At 67.7% G+C, this 17,296-nt stretch carries 13 protein-coding genes and 1 pseudogene; 10 read left to right on the forward strand and 4 right to left on the reverse strand.

Annotation, left to right across the window (positions count from 1 at the left end):
• Positions 1 to 89 precede the first annotated feature (89 nt).
• From CNE_RS09080 to CNE_RS09090, 3 genes and pseudogenes are all read left to right on the forward strand, one after another.
• Complete coding sequence (locus tag CNE_RS09080; RefSeq protein WP_013956833.1) at positions 90 to 1,664, forward strand: EAL domain-containing protein; 1,575 nt, start codon at positions 90 to 92, stop codon at positions 1,662 to 1,664.
• 184 nt (positions 1,665 to 1,848) lie between these two features.
• A complete protein-coding gene (locus tag CNE_RS09085) occupies positions 1,849 to 3,300 on the forward strand; it encodes an amidase (protein WP_013956834.1) in 1,452 nt (483 codons plus the stop codon).
• A 44-nt stretch (positions 3,301 to 3,344) separates the two neighbouring features.
• A pseudogene (locus CNE_RS09090) lies at positions 3,345 to 4,294 on the forward strand (Bug family tripartite tricarboxylate transporter substrate binding protein).
• A 15-nt stretch (positions 4,295 to 4,309) separates the two neighbouring features.
• On the opposite strand, the gene CNE_RS09095 reads toward CNE_RS09090, so the two are convergent.
• On the reverse strand, positions 4,310 to 6,469 hold the full coding sequence (locus CNE_RS09095) for a PQQ-dependent dehydrogenase, methanol/ethanol family (protein WP_013956836.1): 2,160 nt from the start codon (positions 6,467 to 6,469) through the stop codon (positions 4,310 to 4,312).
• Positions 6,470 to 6,768: 299 nt separating this feature from the next.
• Between CNE_RS09095 and CNE_RS09100 the strand changes: the two genes are divergently transcribed.
• Positions 6,769 to 7,566 carry a crotonase/enoyl-CoA hydratase family protein gene (locus CNE_RS09100; protein ID WP_013956837.1) on the forward strand — a complete coding sequence of 266 codons (798 nt, stop codon included), beginning with the start codon at positions 6,769 to 6,771 and terminating at the stop codon, positions 7,564 to 7,566.
• 31 nt (positions 7,567 to 7,597) lie between these two features.
• On the opposite strand, the gene CNE_RS09105 is transcribed toward CNE_RS09100, so the two are convergent.
• Positions 7,598 to 8,413 carry an IclR family transcriptional regulator gene (locus CNE_RS09105; RefSeq protein ID WP_013956838.1) on the reverse strand — a complete coding sequence of 272 codons (816 nt, stop codon included), beginning with the start codon at positions 8,411 to 8,413 and terminating at the stop codon, positions 7,598 to 7,600.
• A gap of 216 nt (positions 8,414 to 8,629) precedes the next feature.
• Between CNE_RS09105 and CNE_RS09110 the strand changes: the two genes are divergently transcribed.
• From CNE_RS09110 to purT, 6 genes are all read left to right on the forward strand, one after another.
• On the forward strand, positions 8,630 to 9,808 hold the full coding sequence (locus CNE_RS09110; protein ID WP_013956839.1) for a thiolase family protein: 1,179 nt from the start codon (positions 8,630 to 8,632) through the stop codon (positions 9,806 to 9,808).
• Positions 9,809 to 9,853: 45 nt separating this feature from the next.
• Entirely contained in the window at positions 9,854 to 10,618 is a 765-nt protein-coding gene (locus tag CNE_RS09115; protein ID WP_013956840.1) for an SDR family NAD(P)-dependent oxidoreductase, read from the forward strand.
• 42 nt (positions 10,619 to 10,660) lie between these two features.
• Positions 10,661 to 11,425 (forward strand): crotonase/enoyl-CoA hydratase family protein, encoded by a 765-nt coding sequence (locus CNE_RS09120; RefSeq protein ID WP_013956841.1) that lies wholly within the window; start codon positions 10,661 to 10,663, stop codon positions 11,423 to 11,425.
• Positions 11,426 to 11,551: 126 nt separating this feature from the next.
• On the forward strand, positions 11,552 to 12,544 hold the full coding sequence (locus tag CNE_RS09125; protein WP_013956842.1) for a Bug family tripartite tricarboxylate transporter substrate binding protein: 993 nt from the start codon (positions 11,552 to 11,554) through the stop codon (positions 12,542 to 12,544).
• Between the two features lie 181 nt (positions 12,545 to 12,725).
• Entirely contained in the window at positions 12,726 to 13,970 is a 1,245-nt protein-coding gene (locus CNE_RS09130) for an MFS transporter (protein ID WP_013956843.1), read from the forward strand.
• 259 nt (positions 13,971 to 14,229) lie between these two features.
• A complete protein-coding gene (gene purT, locus CNE_RS09135; protein ID WP_080569540.1) occupies positions 14,230 to 15,435 on the forward strand; it encodes a formate-dependent phosphoribosylglycinamide formyltransferase in 1,206 nt (401 codons plus the stop codon).
• Between the two features lie 14 nt (positions 15,436 to 15,449).
• On the opposite strand, the gene CNE_RS09140 is transcribed toward purT, so the two are convergent.
• Positions 15,450 to 16,781, reverse strand: a complete 1,332-nt coding sequence (locus CNE_RS09140) for a mechanosensitive ion channel family protein (RefSeq protein WP_013956845.1) — start codon at positions 16,779 to 16,781, stop codon at positions 15,450 to 15,452.
• Between the two features lie 92 nt (positions 16,782 to 16,873).
• Positions 16,874 to 17,191, reverse strand: coding sequence for a DMT family transporter (locus CNE_RS09145; RefSeq protein ID WP_041227930.1), 318 nt, complete (start codon positions 17,189 to 17,191; stop codon positions 16,874 to 16,876).
• Positions 17,192 to 17,296 lie beyond the last annotated feature (105 nt).

Genomic DNA, 17,296 nt, shown 5'->3' on the forward strand with positions numbered 1-17,296 from the left:
TGAATACGCGCGGCGATGGCGCGTGCTGCGCAGCAGCGAGGGCGCGTAGTACCCGTACCCTTCGACAATGCATGGCTGACAGGACACCCATGAAGCGGCCTTTGTTCCTTGCGATGGCAGTGATACTCGCGTTTGCCGCGGCCGTCTTGCCGATTGCGGCCAGCATGCGCGTGGCCGAAGAGGAGGTCGCCCGGCGCGAGGTGGCGCAACTGCAGATGTTTGCCAATGCTGCCGTCGCCCGCATGGAGATGGTCATGGCAGACGCCACTGGCGCGCTGCACGAAATGGAAGGCCTGCCCGACGCGCCCTGCTCCGACGGCAACCTGGCCAGCCTGCGGCGCATCACCTTCACCTTCCACCACCTGCGCGATACCGGGCGCTATGCCGGCAATTACCGCTTGTGCTCGGCACTGCTGGGCGACGTCTTCCGGCGGCATATGACATTGCCCGAGCCGGACTGGCGCGACACTCATGGCTTCGAATACTGGTTCGACCTCGACAACCCGTTTGGCGCGCCCGGCCCTTCCATGCTGGTAGGGCGCCACGGCCATTACGTATCGGTCGACCCCAAGTCATTCGTCGACATCGTCGAGCTCGATGGCCGGCACATCGGCGCAGTCAATACTGCCACGGGCGTCTTCATCGCCACCACCACCGGCTCCGACGTGGCGCAGATGGCGCGCGAATACCAGCGCAATGCCAACGGCGCCGACGAACTCGACAATCCCGGCAGTTCCGTGCGCCGTTCCCCCCGGATTCCGTTCGCGGCCGTGGCCCTGGCACCGCCCACCGGGCTGCTGGCCACCTGGCCGATGCTGGTTGGCTCTTTCGTCGTGGCGGGGCTGGCGATCGGCGTGCTGCTGGCCGCGCTGGTGTTTCGCGCCATGTCGCGCCGCCTGACCATGGAGGGCGCGCTGCGCAACGCCGTGCGCCGCCGCCGGCTGGAGGTGCACTACCAGCCGATCGTCGCGCTGGAAGATGGCCGCTGCGTGGGCGCGGAGGCGCTGCTGCGCTGGAAGCGCGACGGCCAGCCGGTGCCGCCCGACCTGCTGATCACGCTGGCGGAGCAGACCGGGCTGATGCCGCAGATCACTGACCACGTGCTCGACCGCGCCATCGCGGAGCTGGGCCCGCTGCTGCGCGCCCGGCCCGGCTTCTATGTGTCGATCAATGTTTGCGCGGACGATGTCAGCTCGCCGCGTTTTCTCGACGTGCTTACCGCGCGCCTGCAGGGCACCGGGATCGCGCCCCGGCAGATCCGCATCGAGATCACTGAACGCAGCTTCCTGCACGCCGAGACCGCGCTCGAAGTGATCCAGGCCTTCCGCGATGCCGGGCATCCGATCTACATCGACGACTTCGGCACCGGCTACTCCAGCCTGTCCTACCTGCAGGTATTCAAGGTCGATGTGTTGAAGATCGACAAGTCCTTCATCGACACCATCGGCCGCGAGGCAGCATCCAGCACCGTGGCGCCGCACATCATCGCCATGGCCGAGGCGCTGGGCTTCGAGGTCGTGGCCGAGGGCATCGAGCATGAAGACCAGGCGCGCTTCCTGCACGAGCGCGGCGCGCAGTTCGGCCAGGGGTGGCTGTATTCACGCGCCTTGCCGGCAGACGGCCTGCAGGCGTACCTGGCATCCCGGCGTGCCCCTGAGCGGTGACGCGCCGCGAGACGACGGCAGTGCATCCCTGATGCTTGCCGAACGCTTCCTCGCCGATGGCACCTCGCGGCGATAATCCCCGCGTGCCCGGGCCGGTTGTAATATGCCTGTTCCAGCTTATCGCCATCACGCCTGCGCGCGCCGAAGCCGGCACGCGCAGCCATCTTCAGGAGACGCCCGTCCAATGAGCGAAGCGCTTTGTCTTGCCAGCGCCGCCGAGCTGCAGCAGCGCATCCGGCGCAAGGAAATCTCGCCGGTGGAACTGACCGCCGCGGTGCTGGCGCGCGCCGAGCGGCTGCAGCCGGTGCTGAACTGCTTTATCACGCTGTGCGCGGACGAGGCCATGGCCGCGGCGCGCGCGGCGGAAGCGGAAGTGATGTCCGGCCGGCCGCTGCCCCCGCTGCATGGCATTCCTTTCACCGCCAAGGACATCGTCAACACGCGCGGCGTGCGCACCACCTTTGGCGCCGTGCCGATGCGAGACAACGTGCCGGCCGAAGACGCCGTGGCGGTGGCGCGGCTGCGCGCGCAGGGGGCGATCCTGGTCGGCAAGACCACCACGCCGGAATTCGGCTCCAAATGCCTGACCGATTCGCCGCTATTCGGGCGCACCCGCAATGCCTGGCACGCCGCACGCACCAGTGGCGGCTCCAGCGGCGGCGCCGCGGTGGCGGTGGCCAGCGGCATCGCGCCGCTGGCGGTGGCAACCGATGGCGGCGGCTCCACGCGCATTCCTGCCGCCTGCAATGGCGTGGTGGGCATCAAGCAGAGCCAGGGGGTGATTCCGCACAGCCAGGCGCAGGATCTGTTCGGCAACCAGACCTACGTGACGCCGACCACGCGCACGGTGGCCGACACCGGCCTGATGCTGCAGGCCATGGCCGGCGAGCATGCGTGCGACCCGTGGTCGATCGGCGTGCCCGCCGCCGACTACGTGGCCGCCGCGCAGCCGCAGGGCGACTTGCGTGGCCGGCGCATCCTGTATTGCCTGGCGACGCCGGGCCGCCCAGTGTCGGCGGACGTGGCGCGCGCGTTCGAGGCCAGCCTGGACAAGCTGCGCGCGCTAGGCGCCGAACTGGTGCCGTTCGGCGGCGAAGGGTTCGACGTCGAACCCATCTGGCGTGCGATCAACCACACGGTCTGGCGCACGCGCTTTGCGCCGATCGTGGCGCAGCACCGCGAGGCGCTGAGCCCGACCTTCGTGCGCCAGGTGGAATCGGCCGCCGCCTTCACCGCCGTGGAATACCAGCAGGCGATGTTCGAGCGCTCGCAGCTGTTCCTGCGCGTGCAGGCGCTGCTGGGGCGCGCCGACCTGCTCGCCATGCCCACCATCACACGCACCGCACTGCCACTGGAGCAAGACCTGTTCGGCCAGATCGAAATCGATGGCCAGGACTATCCCGATGTGCGCGCGAACTGGTTCCCCTGGACCATGCCGTTCAATATGACGGGACATCCGGCCATCAGCCTGCCCTGCGGCTTTGGCAGCGACGGGCTGCCGATCGGGCTGCAGCTGGTCGGGCAGTTCCGCGGTGACGCGCAGCTGCTGCGTGCGGCGGCCTTGTACGAATCGGTCCATGACCTCACGGGCCAGTGGCCCACCCTGCCCAGACACCCTCTCAACATCGTTCCCTGACTGCCATGACTCATCAAGTCCGATTGACGCGCCGGCTGCTGGCCATGACCGCTGTCGCCGCCGCCACCTTCGCCATGACCGCGCCGGCCGGCGCAGCCGATGCCGAGCCGATGCATATCATTGTCGGCTACGCCCCGGGCGGCGCCGCCGACAGCCTGGCGCGCCTGTAAAGCAACTGCGCCAGGACGGCCACGGCACGGTGGTGGTCGAAAACCGCCCCGGAGCCTCGGCGCGCCTGGCGCTCGACTACGTGAAGCGTGCCAGGCCCGATGGCAAGACCGTGTTCATCGGCCCCTCGCCCCTGTTCACAATCTTTCCGCTGACCTACAAGAAGCTGTCATACGACGCCGACAAGGACCTGGTGCCCGCGGCGGTGCTGACCGATGTGCCGACCGCGGTCGCGACCGGCGTGCAGCAGCCTTACCAGAACATGAAGGAATACGTGAGCTGGGCCAGGCGCAACCCGGGCGGCGCCAGCCTGGGCCTGGCCACCATCGGCAGCGCCGGCCACCTGGGCACGGTGGCACTGGGCAAGGCCGAAGGCATCGCCATCACGCCCGCGCCGTATCGCGGCGCGTCGCCGATGCTGGTGGATGTGGTCAGCGGCAATGTGTCGATCGGCTGGGATGCCGTAGCCAGCATGATGCCGCTGTACAAGGGCGGCAAGCTGCGCTTCCTTGGGGTGAGCGGTACGCGCCGCGCCAAGGCGCTGCCCGAAGTGCCCACCATGAAGGAACAGGGCTTCAGCCAGTATGACCACGCCACCAGCTGGTACGGCGTGTTCGTGCCTGCTGGCACGCAGCCTGACGTGGTGGCGCAGGTGGAAAAGATGTTCCTCGCCGCCTCGGCCAACGCCGCCACCGTGGCCAAGCTGGAAGCGCTGGGCCTGGAAGTGGTGGCGCGCCCCGGCCAGGAAGGCCGCCGCCGCATCCAGCTGGAACGCGCCGCGTGGAAGCCGATCGTGGAGGCGACCGGCTTCCAGGCCGAGGACTGAGGCCCGGCCCAGCCCTCAGGGCTTGGGCCGCACCGCGTCAGCGGTTCCCTGGATAAAGGCCTTGATCTTCTCGACGTCGTCCGGCGTCAGCTTGCCGGTAAAGTCCGGCATGCCGCGCGCCATCGCCGGCCCCTTGAAGACCACCTTGTCCAGGTTCTCGATATAGGCCGCATCAATATAGCCCAGGTTAGGGATATTGCCGCCGCGGTCCACGCCGGGCACGCCGTGGCACAGGGCGCAGTTGCTGACGTACAGGCCGGTGCCCGCCTTGACCTGCGCCGGGTCATATTTCACGCCCTGCAGCAGCCTGGCGGCGCGGTACTCGGCAAAGGCCGGCAGCGGCGCCTTGCCGCCGAGGGCGAAGGTGTAGACCGTGCCCGGCCCCTGCCGGTTGGTGGCGCGCTGGGCCTGCCCGTAGACCCCGCCCCAACCCACTGCCACCGACACATACTGCTTGCCGTTCAACTCGAAGCTGACCGGCGCCGCCACCACGCCGGTGCCGGTGGGCGACTCCCACAGCTTGTCGCCGCTGCGCGCGTCATAGGCGACAAAGCGGCCGTCGGCGGTGCCCTGGAACACCAGGTTGCCGGCGGTGGTCAGCGTGCCGCCGTTCCACGGCGACACATGCTCCTGCGTCCACGCCGCCTTCTGCTGCACCGGATCCCAGGCGATCAGCCGGCCAAAGGGCTTGCTCTTGGGCGGCTCGGCGTTCAGGAACTTGGCGGTGTTCCAGCCCACGTTGCCATGCGGGGTGCCGGGCTTGCCTTCATTGAAGTTCCAGGTCTTGTCGTCCATCAGGTTGATCGGCACGTTCTGCGCCGGCAGGTAGACCAGCCCGGTCTGCGGGTTGAACGACATCGGATGCCAGTTGTGCGCGCCGTACGGCCCGGGGACCGAGTCATAGGGCTTGTCGGTGGCGCGCGCCTCGGGCCGCTCGATGGGGCGGCCATTGGCGTCATAGCCGGTGGCCCAGTTCACGTCGACAAAGTTCTTTGCCGAGATGAACTTGCCGTTGGTGCGGTCGATGACGAAGAAGAAGCCGTTCTTGGGCGCGTGCAGGATGACCTTGCGCATCTGCCCGTCGAGCTTCAGGTCGGCCAGGATCATCGGCTGCGCCGAGGTGTAGTCCCAGTTGTCGCCCGGGGTCTCCTGGTAGTGCCAGACATACTTGCCGGTATCCGGGTTGAGCGCGACGATCGAGGCCAGGTACAGGTTGTCGCCGCCGGCCGGACTGCGCTTGCTGTGCGACCACGGCGCGCCGTTGCCGGTGCCCACGTACATCAGGTTCAGTTCGGGGTCGAAGGCCAGCGTGTCCCAGGCCGTGCCGCCGCCGCCCGCCTCCCAGTACTTGCCGCTGGGGTCCCAGGTCTTGGCCGCCGCGGCCATCGACTCATCCTCGAACGGCCTGGAGGGGTCGCCCGGCACCGTGAACCAGCGCCACTTCTGCTCGCCGGTGCCGGCGTCATAGGCGGTGATGTAGCCGCGCACGCCGTATTCGGCGCCGCCGTTGCCGATGATGACCTTGCCCTTGAACACGCGCGGCGCGCCGGTGATGGTGTACGAGTACTTGCGGTCGATGATGGTGTCCTTCTCCCACTGCTTGCGGCCACTGGCGGCATCCAGCGCGATCAGCCGGCCATCGTAGGCGGCCACGAACACCTTGCCCTGGTACAGCGCCACGCCGCGGTTGACCACGTCGCAGCAGCCGCGATAGCCGAGCGAGCGGTCCACCTTGGGGTCGAAAGTCCAGAGCCGCTTGCCGGTGCGCGCATCGACCGCATGCACCACGCTCCATGACGCGGTGACGTACATCACGCCGTCCACCACCAGCGGGGTTGCCTCCACGCCGCGGGTCGACTCCAGGTTGTAGGTCCACACCAGGCCCAGGTCGCGCACGTTCGCGGCATCGATCTGCCTGAGCCGGCTGAAGCGGGTCTCGGCATAGTCCAGGCCATGGCTGGGCCAGTCGCGGGCGGTGCTGGCGTTGGCACTGATGAAGGCGCCGTCAACCTTGGCTGCCGCATTGCGCGGCGCCGCGGCGCCGGCGGGCAAGACCTGCACCACCAGCGCCAGGGCCGCTGCCAGGAGGCCTGTGGCGCGCCTCATGGTGCGGCGGGTGTGCATTGCAACATCGGGGGCAACGGGGTCCGTCGCCTGCTTCAACGCATGGCTCATGTCGTCTCCTGTAGAGCATTCTTGTTGGAATTCGGGACTGCAGGATTACGGAACTGCGCGATGCCGGTCGGTGGCCGGGGCCTATAGATAATCGGTGAGCGATTCGATTATGGGTACAGGGATTACCCGCGGAAAGTCGTGCAGCCGGCGCAAGGCGGCTGGCGTCCCGAGACTGTCGGGCGATATGTGCCGGATATTACTGATGAAGAAATGAATATTGGACGGTGTAGGCACGCCTCGCTTAGCCTTGGCGCCAAGGCAGCCAGCCAGCCCACATCCCCGTATCCGGAGACACCACCATGAGCAACTTCCTTCTCTACGAGCAGCAGGACCACATCGTCACGCTGACGATGAACGAGCCCGAGCGCCGCAACCCGCTGACCGGCAATACCGCCGTGGCGGAGTTCCTGGCCGCGATCGACCGCATCCACGGCGACCGCAGCGTGCGCGCGGTGGTCATTACCGGCGCGGGCACGGCGTTCTCGTCGGGCGGCAATATCAAGGACATGGAGCGCCAGGCCTCCGGCGCAGTGCCGGGCATGGAAATCCGGCAGGACTACCGCTGCGGCATCCAGCGGCTGCCGCTGGCGCTGTTCAACCTGGAAGTGCCGGTCATCGCCGCGGTCAATGGCGCGGCCATGGGCGCGGGGCTGGACCTGGCCTGCATGTGCGACATCCGCATTGCCTCGGAGCGCGCGCAGTTTGCCGAGTCCTTCGTCAAGCTCGGCATCATCCCCGGCGATGGCGGCGCGTGGCTGCTGCCGCGCGTGATCGGCCTGTCGCGGGCGGCCGAGATGACCTTCACCGGCCAGCCGATCGATGCCAGGCTGGCGCTGGAATGGAACCTGGTGTCGCGCGTGGTCGCGCCCGAGGCGCTGCTGTCCACTGCCTATGAGCTGGCCGGCCGCATCGCCGCCAACCCGCCGCACGCGGTGCGACTGGCCAAGCGCCTGATGCGCGAGGCCATGCATACCCGCCTGGATACGCTGCTGGAACTGTCCGCCGGCTTCCAGGCGCTGTCGCACCAGACTGCCGACCACCGTGAGGCGGTGCAAGCGTTCCTGGATAAGCGCACGCCGGTTTTCACGGGGAACTGAGCTGCAGCAGCCAGGCAGACTGCTGTGCCGCTCAGCCTGCCACGCCCAGCGCTCCCTCTACATTGCGCACCAGGCTCACCAGGCGCGGGCCGATGTCCTCCTCCATCTGCTTGCTCTGCTGGCTGAACACCGGCACCGAGGCGGCAAAGATCCACGCCTCGCCGTCGCGGCGGGTGCGCATCGGTACGGCAACCGATTCCACCTCGCGGTGCAGGTCGCGGTGGCCGCGGCAGAAGCCGTGTTCTTGTAGGTCGCGGGCGGCGTCAGCCAGGCGCTCCTGCAGCCAGTCAGCGCGCTGCGGATCGGCGGCGCGGAGCTGGGCGAGATAGGCCTCGCGCTCGGCCTCGCTCAACAGCATCAGGTAGCCGCGTCCGGACCCTGTGCGCGAGACCGACACGCGCGTGCCGACCTCGGGCCGGAACACATGGCTGCCCACGCCCTGGGCGATCTCGACGTAGGTCAGCGCATTGCCGCTGCCGACGATCAGCTCGACCTGCCCGGCGATATGGTCGGCCAGCTCCTGCATGGCCGGCCGCGCCAGCTGGCGGATCGTCATGCGTGCCAGCGCGGGCGCGGCCAGGTTGATCAGCCCGACCCCGGGCACGTAGCGCGACAGGCGCTCTGAATAATGCAGCAGGCCCAGCTCGCACAGGGTATCGAGCAGCCGGAACAGGGTCGGCTTGGCCAGGCCGGTGCGCTCCATCAGCTCGCGGCTGCTCAACTCCTGCACCGTTGGGGAAAAGCAGTTGAGGATCGAAATGCCACGCGCCAGCGCGCTGACAAGGCGCGCTTCGCCGTCGGCATCGGCGGGCGGCGGGGCCAGGGAGCCGTGTGGTGCATTCGTCATGTTATTGCCTGAATTAAAGGTTTTTTGATACGAGCGTCTCAAAACCCGGATGTTGCCCTTCGTTTTTTCCAAAGTCAAACCGGGTTATTTGGGTTTACACGACGCTTTTCCGAAGACAGAATCCCAATTCATCGTATTGGACGATCACATTTCGGTACGGACGTCTCAATATCCCAGCCACGACTCGCAACGCTCAGCTTTTTCAGGAGACACCCCATGCAACAAGCCGTCATCGTCGACGCCATCCGCAGCCCGATGGGCCGCTCCAAGCCAGGCTCGGCCTTCACCGAACTCCATGCCACCGAGTTGCTGGCGCAGGTGCTCAAGGGCCTGGTCGAGCGCAACAAACTGGACCCGGGTTTGGTCGACGACGTCATCACCGGCTGCGTGACCCAGGCGGGCGAACAATCCGCCGGCCCGGGCCGGGTGGCGTGGCTGGCGGCAGGCTTTCCTGACCACGTGCCGGCCACCACCATCGACCGCAAGTGCGGCTCCAGCCAGCAGGCGGTGCATTTCGCCGCGCAGGGCATCATGGCCGGCGCCTATGACATCGTCATCGCCTGCGGTATCGAGTCGATGAGCCGCGTGCCAATGGGCTCGGCCCGCATTGGGCAGAACCCGTACGGCCCGTCGATGGAAGCGCGCTATGCGCCGGGGCTGGTCTCGCAGGGCGTCGCGGCCGAGTTGGTGGCCGCCAAGTACGAACTGTCGCGCCACGACATGGACAGCTACTCGGCCCGCTCGCACGAGCTGGCCGCAGCCGCGCGCGAAAGCGGCGCCTTCCGCCGCGAGATCCTGGGCATCAGCACGCCCAACGGGCTGGTCGAGCAGGATGAAACCATCCGCTCGGGCACCTCGGTGGAGAAACTGGGCACGCTGCAGGCCTCGTTCCGCAACGACGAACTCAGCGTGCGCTTCCCGCAAATCGGCTGGAACGTGACCGCGGGCAATGCCTCGCAGATCAGTGACGGCGCCTCCGCCATGCTGCTGATGAGCGAGTCGATGGCGCAGCGCCTGGGCCTGAAGCCGCGTGCGCGCTTTGTCGCTTTCGACGTGTGCGGCGACGATCCGGTCATGATGCTGACCGCCCCGATCCCCGCCAGCCAGCGCGCGATCAAGAAGAGCGGCCTGAAGCTCGACCAGATCGACCACTACGAGATCAACGAAGCCTTTGCCTGCGTGCCGCTGGCCTGGCAGCGCGCGCTCGGCGCCGACCCGGCACGCCTGAACCCGCGCGGCGGCGCCATTGCGCTGGGCCATCCGCTGGGTGCCTCCGGCGTGCGGCTGATGACCACCATGCTGCATGCACTGGAAGACAGCGGCCAGCGCTATGGCCTGCAGTCGATGTGCGAGGCCGGCGGCATGGCCAACGCCACCATCATCGAGCGCCTGTAAGCGGCGCCTCCTACCGAACAACGTATCCAGTCAAGGAGACAAAGCATGAAACTGACCAATATGTCCGCCGTCGTGACCGGCGGCGCTTCCGGCCTGGGCCTGGCCTGCGTGCGGCGCCTGGTGGAACGCGGCGTCGACGTCGTGATCGCCGACCTGTCGGAAGAGCGCGGCAATGCCGCCGTCGACGAGTTCGGCGGCAAGGTCCGCTTCCTCAAGGCCGACGTGACCGACACCGACCAGATGAACGCCGTCTATGACGCCGCCGAAGCCATTGCCCCGCTGCGCGCGCTGATCCATTGCGCCGGCCTGGGCGGCCCGGTGCGCGTGGTCGAGAAGGACGGCTCGCCGGGGTCGCTGGAAAAATATGAGTCGATCGTGCGCATCAACCTGATCGGCACCTTCAACGCGCTGCGCCTGGGTGCCGCGCGCATGGCTAAGAACGAACTGATCGACGGTGAGCGCGGCGCGTGCGTACTGACCGCGTCTGTGGCCGCCTACGAAGGCCAGATCGGCCAGATCCCTTATGCATCGGCCAAGGCCGGTATCGTCGGCATGACCCTGGTGGCTGCACGCGACCTGGCACAGCGCGCGATACGCGTTTGCACCATCGCCCCGGGGCTGTTCGACACCCCGCTGCTGGCCAAGCTGCCGGAGAACGTGCGCGCCTCGCTCGGCGCCATGGTGCCGCATCCGCCCCGCCTGGGCGCACCGGATGAATACGCGTCCACCGCGCTGCACATCCTGGAGAACCCCATGCTCAACGGCGAAACCATCCGCCTGGACGGCGCCATCCGCATGGCACCGCGCTGAGCCGTGCGCTGCACCGATACCGACTTCTGACAAGGAAACCGCATGAACGACACGCTGCAACTGGAAACCCGCGGCAATACGCTGCTGATCACCATGAACCGGCCCCAGGCGAAAAATGCCATGGACTTTGAGACCGCGACCGCGCTGGCTGCCGCCATCGACCAGCTGGAAAGCCGCGACGACCTGAGCGTGGCCATCCTGACCGGCGCGGGCGGCACCTTCTGCTCGGGCATGGACCTGAAGGGCTTCCTGGAAGGCAAGCGCCCCAGCCTGCCTGGCCGCGGCTTTGGCGGGCTGACCGAGAAGCCGCCGCGCAAGGTGCTGATCGCCGCGGTGGAAGGCTATGCGCTGGCCGGCGGCTTCGAGCTGGCGCTGGCGTGCGACCTGATCGTGTCGTCGAAGGCGGCCAAGTTCGGCCTGCCTGAAGTCAAGCGGGGGCTGGTGGCCGGCGCCGGCGGCCTGATGCGCCTGCCGCGCCGCGTGCCGTACCACATCGCCATGGAATACGCGCTGACCGGCAATATGCTGGGCGCCGAGCAGGCTCACGCCTATGGGCTGATCAACCGCCTGACCGAAGCGGGCCAGGCGCTGGCAGGCGCGCTGGCGCTGGCCGACGAGATCGGCGCCAACGGCCCGCTGGCGGTTGCGGTCAGCAAGCAGATCGTGGCCGAGTCCGCCGACTGGAGCGCCGAGGAGATGTTCGAGCGCCAGCGCCCGCTGCTGGCGCCGGTGTTCACCTCGGCCGATGCCCGCGAGGGTGCCGCCGCATTCGCCGAGAAGCGCAAGCCGGTGTGGACGGGCAAGTGATGGCGCACGCCAGGCGGAGGGCATCGATGTCATCCGTCCTGCGCTAGTGGACTACAGAACGGCCGGCCGCAAGCCGGCCGTTCGCACATTCCAAGCAGCACGCAGACCAGAACATGGAGGAGACCCATGAAACACAAGCTGCCAGAATCGCTGTTCAACACGTCCGCGGCCCTGCTGCTGGCAACCGCCGCCGCCATGCTGCCGCTGGCGGCCAGCGCCGCGGCCTGGCCTGAGCGCCCCATCACCATCATCGTGCCCGGCGCGCCGGGGGGCACCACCGATATTCCGACACGGCTGGTGGCGCAGAAGCTGTCGGCCATCCTGGGCCAGCCGGTGGTGGTCGACAACAAGCCCGGCAGCGGCGGCATCATCGGCACGCAGGCCTTCATGCGCGCGGCGCCGGACGGCTACACGCTGCTGGTCGGCAATACCGGCTCGCACGCGATCAACTACAGCGCCTACAAGCAGTTGTCCTACCAGCCGCAGGACTTCCTGCCGCTGACGGACCTGATCTCGTTTGCCAACGTGCTGGTGGTCGGCGCGCAGTCGCCGGTACGCAGCGTGGCCGAGCTGATGGCGCAACTCAAGCAGTCCCCGGGCAAATATTCCTATGCTTCGGCCGGCATCGGGCAGACCACGCACCTGACGGCGGAGCTATTCCGGCTGCGCACGGGCACCGAAGTGATTCACGTGCCGTACAAGGGGTCGACACCAGCCACGACCTCCGTGCTGGCGGGCGAAACCACCTTCATGTTCGACAACCTGACGCAGGCGCTGCCGCAAATCCGCGCCGGCAAGCTGCGCGCGCTTGCGGTGACCAGCGCCGAGCGCCTGCCGGCCCTGCCGGACGTGCCGACGATGGCGCAGGCCGGCGTGAAGGATTTCGTGGTAATGGGCTGGCTGGGCTTCTTTGCGCCGGCCAAGACCCCGCCGGCCATTGCCGCCACCCTGCAGGAAGCGCTGGGCAAGGCCATGCGCGACCCCGAGGTGGTGGCCAGGTTCCGCGACATGGGCGGCATTCCGGGCGGCGAACCGCAGCCGAAGTTCGCCGCGCTGGTCAGCGGCGACATCAAGCGCTGGGGCGAGACCATCCGGGCATCCAAGGTCAGCCTGGACTAGCCAGGCGCGGGGCCGCCTTTGGCAAAGCGGAAGGCGGACCCGCCCAAAGCCAAATTGACACGGTGGGACCTGGGGCATACCCTCGCCCTACCCTGCGGTATATTCAGCGCACGCTTAAATGTAAAGACATGGAAAGCGCCCCGGGCGCTCACAACGATAACGACAACGACGAGACCACACCGTGCCCACCCCCACCGCGCCTTCCCGCTACGAAGCCCTGCGCCCGGCCTTGCCGATCCTGATCGGCGCCTCCTTGATGCTCAGCCTGGCCATGGGCCTGCGCCAGAGCCTTGGCATCTTCATGCCGCCGCTGACGCGGGACCTCGGCATCTCGGTATCGGATTTCACCTTCGCCATCGCGGTACAGAACCTGGCGTGGGGCCTGCTGCAGCCGCTGGCCGGGGCCTGGGCCACGCGGATCGGCTTCCGGCCGCTGATGCTGGCCGGCTCGCTGCTCTATGTGACCGGACTGGTGCTGCTGGCGACCGCGCACAGCATGGTCGGCGTCACGCTGGGCGCGGGCGTGGCCATTGGCGCATCGATGGCCTGCACCGGCAGCGCCCTGGCGATGGCGGTGGCGGCGCGGCCGGTGTCGGCGGCGCTGCGCAGCACGGTGCTGGGGCTGGTGTCTGGCGCGGGCTCGCTGGGTGCGCTGCTGGCGGCGCCGATCGGGCAGATGGTGACGCAGGCCTACGGCTGGCGCACCGGGCTGGCAGCGTTCGTGCTGCTGGCGCTGGTGATGCTGCCCGCGGCGTGGTTTGCCGGGCGCGTGGACCGGCTGCCGCTGGTGTCGCCCGCAGGGCGCGGCCAGGACAGCGCGCGTGAAGCGCTGGGCACCGCGCTGCGGCATGCGCCGTTCGTGGTGATGGCGCTGGCGTATTTCGTCTGCGGCATGCAACTGGTGTTCCTGACCACGCACCTGCCATCGTATCTGGACGTATGCGGCATGGACCCAATGCTCAGCGCGCAGGCGTTGGGCGTGATCGGCGGCTTCAACGTGCTGGGCAGCATCTTCTTCGGCTGGGCCGGCGGCCGCTTCAACAAGCTGATGCTGCTGGGCGGCATCTATACGATTCGCTCGCTGGCGCTGACCTGGTACTTCTCGTCGGCGCCCACGCCGCAAAGCACGCTGGTGTTCGCCGCGGTGATGGGCTTCCTGTGGCTGGGCGTGGCGCCGCTGGTATCGGGCTGGATCGCCGAGACCTTCGGCCTGCGCTGGCAGGCCATGCTGGGCGGCGTGGCGTTCTTCAGCCACCAGATCGGCAGCTTTCTCGGCGCCTTCGGCGGTGGGCTGGTCTACGACGCGCTGGGTTCCTACACCGTGGCGTGGCAGGTCGGCGTGACCCTGGGGCTGGCCGCGGGTCTGGCGCAAATTGCATTTGCCGTGGCCACGCGGCGGCAGCCGCCGCTGATGGCCACGTCCTGAAACACTGTGCCGGGCCGCCCCGAACGGGGGATGCGGAGGGCGCGCTTAGCACCTAGCATGGATCCTGAGTGGTCCGGTCTTGGATCCTCAGGCCTTTTCAAGCCCGCCCCGCGCGGGTCTTTTTATGGTGCTTCGCTGAATTGGGTGGCACGCGCGCCAAGCCCTTCCCCGGCCCATACCAATATGCGCCCTCCGCCGGCGCCACAGACAGCCCCCAACACGTACAATCTCGGCTTTCCTTCCCGTCCCACCCGCTGCCATGACCACCCTCGGAACGCCTCTCTCCCCCTCTGCCACCAAAGTGATGCTGCTCGGCTCCGGCGAGCTGGGCAAGGAAGTGCTGATTGCACTGCAGCGCCTGGGTGTGGAAACCATCGCCGTCGACCGCTATGACAATGCACCCGGCCAGCAGGTAGCCCACCACGCGCGCACCATCGCCATGAGCGACCCGGACCAGCTCAAGGCGCTGATCGAGGCGGAAAAGCCGCACCTGGTCGTGCCCGAGATCGAGGCCATCGCCACGCCCATGCTCGAAACCTTGGAAGCCGCCGGCACCGTGCGCGTGATCCCTACCGCCCGCGCCGCGCGCCTGACCATGGACCGCGAAGGCATCCGCCGCCTGGCCGCCGAATCGCTCGGCCTGCCGACCAGCCCGTACAAGTTCTGCGATTCGCTGGATGAACTGCAGGCTGCCATCGACGGCGGCATCGGCTACCCGTGCGTGGTCAAGCCGGTGATGAGCAGCTCCGGCAAGGGCCAGAGCAAGATCGACGGTCCCGATGGCGTCAAGGCGGCCTGGGACTACGCCATGGCCGGCGGCCGCGTCAGCCACGGCCGCGTGATCGTGGAAGGCTTTATCGATTTCGACTACGAGATCACGCTGCTGACCGTGCGCGCCATGGGCGCCAGCGGCCAGGTGGAAACGCAGTTCTGCGCCCCGATTGGCCACGTCCAGGTCAGCGGCGACTACGTCGAGAGCTGGCAGCCGCAGCCGATGCACCCCGCCGCGCTGGAAACCGCCCAGCGCATTGCGCAGGCGGTCACGGCAGACTTGGGCGGCATGGGCCTGTTCGGCGTGGAGCTGTTCGTCAAGGGTGAGCAGGTCTGGTTCAGCGAGGTCAGCCCGCGTCCGCACGACACCGGCATGGTCACCATGGCCACGCAATGGCAGAACGAGTTCGAACTGCATGCCCGCGCCATCCTGGGCCTGCCGGTCGACACCACGCTGCGCAGCCCCGGCGCCAGCGCCGTGATCTACGGCGGCGTGGATGCCCAGGGGGTGGTCTTCGATGGCGTGGACCAGGCACTAAGCGTGCCTCAGACCGAGGTGCGCCTGTTCGGCAAGCCCGAGAGCTTCATCAAGCGCCGCATGGGTGTGGCGCTGGCCTACGCGGACGATGTCGACACCGCCCGCACCCGCGCCAAGGAAGCCGCCAGCCGCGTGCGTCCGCGCGCGGTCGGCTGAGCGTCAGGCGCAGCTCAGATCGGATGGCTGCCCGCGGCGGCGCCGTGGGCAGGGGCATGATGGACGGTGGCCTGTGCCGCCGCCACCTGCGCCGCGGCCAGCACCGGCGAGATGCGCACGCCGGTCAGATCCGCGCCTGACGGCGCCTGGTACAGGCGCAGGCCCAGCTCGGGCAGGATCGCCAGCAGGTGGTCGAAGACATCGCCCTGGATGCGCTCATAGTCCATCCACGCAGTCAACGCGGTAAAGCAGTAGATCTCCACCGGGATGCCCTGCGAATCGGGCTCCATCATGCGCACGTTCAGCAGCAGGTCGTGGTGGATCTCCGGGTGCGCCTTCAGGTAGGCAATGCCGTAGGCGCGGAAGGTGCCGACATTGGTCAGCCGGCGCCGGTTGACCGGGTCATTGCCGGCGGCAATCAGCAGGCGGTTGGCCTCGTCGACCTCGGCCTGCTTCTCCTCCAGGTAGTCGTGCAGCAGCCGGAAGCGCATCAGCGCCTGCACTTCCCGGTCCTCCAGAAAGCGCACGCTGCCCGCATCCAGCCGCAACGTGCGCTTGATGCGCCGCGCGCCGGATTCGAACATCTGCCGGTAGTTGCGGTAGCTCTCGGAGAACAGCTTGTAGGTCGGCACCGTGGTCACGGTGTTGTCCCAGTTCTGCACCTTGACCGTATGCAGGGCGATGTCCTTGACGTAGCCGTCGGCATTGCACTGGGGCATCTCGATCCAGTCGCCGATGCGCAGCATGTCGTTCGAGGTCAGCTGGGTACTGGCCACCAGCGACAACAGCGTGTCCTTGAACACCAGCAGCAGCACCGCCGACAGCGCACCCAGGCCGGACAGCATCCACAGCGGCGAGCGGTTGATCAGGATCGACAGCACCAGCACCGAGCACACCAGCCCCAGCCCGAGCCGCCCCACCTGGATATAGCCCTTGATCGAGCGCGTCTGTGCCTCGCGGCTGCTGGCGTATACGTCCTGCCAGGCGCTCAGCACGCCGCCTAGCATCAGGAAAAAGCAGATCCACAGGCCGGCATGGGCCAGGCGCTCGATGGCCAGCGCATAGCGGCCCATGTGCGGCACTTCGCCAATGCCGACGGTGATCACCGCGAACCCGACCGCATAGCCGAAGCGCCGATAGGCACGATAACGCGTCAGCGCCTTGCTCCAGGGGGCCTTGCCCCATACCGTCAGCAAGCGATGGGCGATACGCGACATCACGTGGCCGAACAGCCACTGAGCCACCACGGCGATCAGCACCAGCACCAGCAGGTACGAGGCAATCTGGGCCCATGGATGGGCTGGAATACGTTGCTGGAACAGCGCCAGCAGGACATCGAAACTCATGGAGGGGCGACTTTATAGCCAGTGGCTTGGCCAGATAGTGTACAGAACGTGTCCGCCACACCCCGAATCCGAAACGGATTCCCCCCAAGGTCCTACGCCGGCAGCAGCTTCAGCCCGCCAATCCCGACACAGATCAGCCCGATCAACACCAGCCGCATCGGCGCCGCGCTTTCGCCCAGGAACAGGATGCCGATCACCGTCACCCCGATCGCCCCGATCCCGGTCCAGATTGCGTAAGCCGTCCCGACCGGCAAGTGCCGCAGCGCCGCGCTGAGCAGGAAGATACTGGCCAGCGCCGCCCCGATGCCCAGTGCTGTCGGCCCGGGCCGCGTCCAGCCGTCGGTATGTTTGAGCGCCAGCGCCATCACGATCTCGATCAGGCCCGCCAGCACCAGCAGCATCCACGCCATTGCCATGTCTTTCATCCAGGTGTGCCGCCCGGACACCCATTGCCGGGCACGCGACGCCACTGTAGGCTGTGCAGATCAGCACGAAAACTGGCGAATTCTGCAAAG

The sequence above is a fragment of the Cupriavidus necator N-1 genome, from assembly GCF_000219215.1.
GTDB lineage: Bacteria > Pseudomonadota > Gammaproteobacteria > Burkholderiales > Burkholderiaceae > Cupriavidus > Cupriavidus necator.

Coding starts and splice junctions, on each gene's coding strand:
- CNE_RS09080 (WP_013956833.1), top strand. CDS start 90: ATGAAGCGGCCTTTGTTCCTTGCGATGGCAGTGATACTCGCGTTTGCC.
- CNE_RS09085 (WP_013956834.1), top strand. CDS start 1,849: ATGAGCGAAGCGCTTTGTCTTGCCAGCGCCGCCGAGCTGCAGCAGCGC.
- CNE_RS09095 (WP_013956836.1), bottom strand. CDS start 6,469: ATGAGCCATGCGTTGAAGCAGGCGACGGACCCCGTTGCCCCCGATGTT.
- CNE_RS09100 (WP_013956837.1), top strand. CDS start 6,769: ATGAGCAACTTCCTTCTCTACGAGCAGCAGGACCACATCGTCACGCTG.
- CNE_RS09105 (WP_013956838.1), bottom strand. CDS start 8,413: ATGACGAATGCACCACACGGCTCCCTGGCCCCGCCGCCCGCCGATGCC.
- CNE_RS09110 (WP_013956839.1), top strand. CDS start 8,630: ATGCAACAAGCCGTCATCGTCGACGCCATCCGCAGCCCGATGGGCCGC.
- CNE_RS09115 (WP_013956840.1), top strand. CDS start 9,854: ATGAAACTGACCAATATGTCCGCCGTCGTGACCGGCGGCGCTTCCGGC.
- CNE_RS09120 (WP_013956841.1), top strand. CDS start 10,661: ATGAACGACACGCTGCAACTGGAAACCCGCGGCAATACGCTGCTGATC.
- CNE_RS09125 (WP_013956842.1), top strand. CDS start 11,552: ATGAAACACAAGCTGCCAGAATCGCTGTTCAACACGTCCGCGGCCCTG.
- purT (WP_080569540.1), top strand. CDS start 14,230: ATGACCACCCTCGGAACGCCTCTCTCCCCCTCTGCCACCAAAGTGATG.
- CNE_RS09140 (WP_013956845.1), bottom strand. CDS start 16,781: ATGAGTTTCGATGTCCTGCTGGCGCTGTTCCAGCAACGTATTCCAGCC.
- CNE_RS09145 (WP_041227930.1), bottom strand. CDS start 17,191: ATGGCGTGGATGCTGCTGGTGCTGGCGGGCCTGATCGAGATCGTGATG.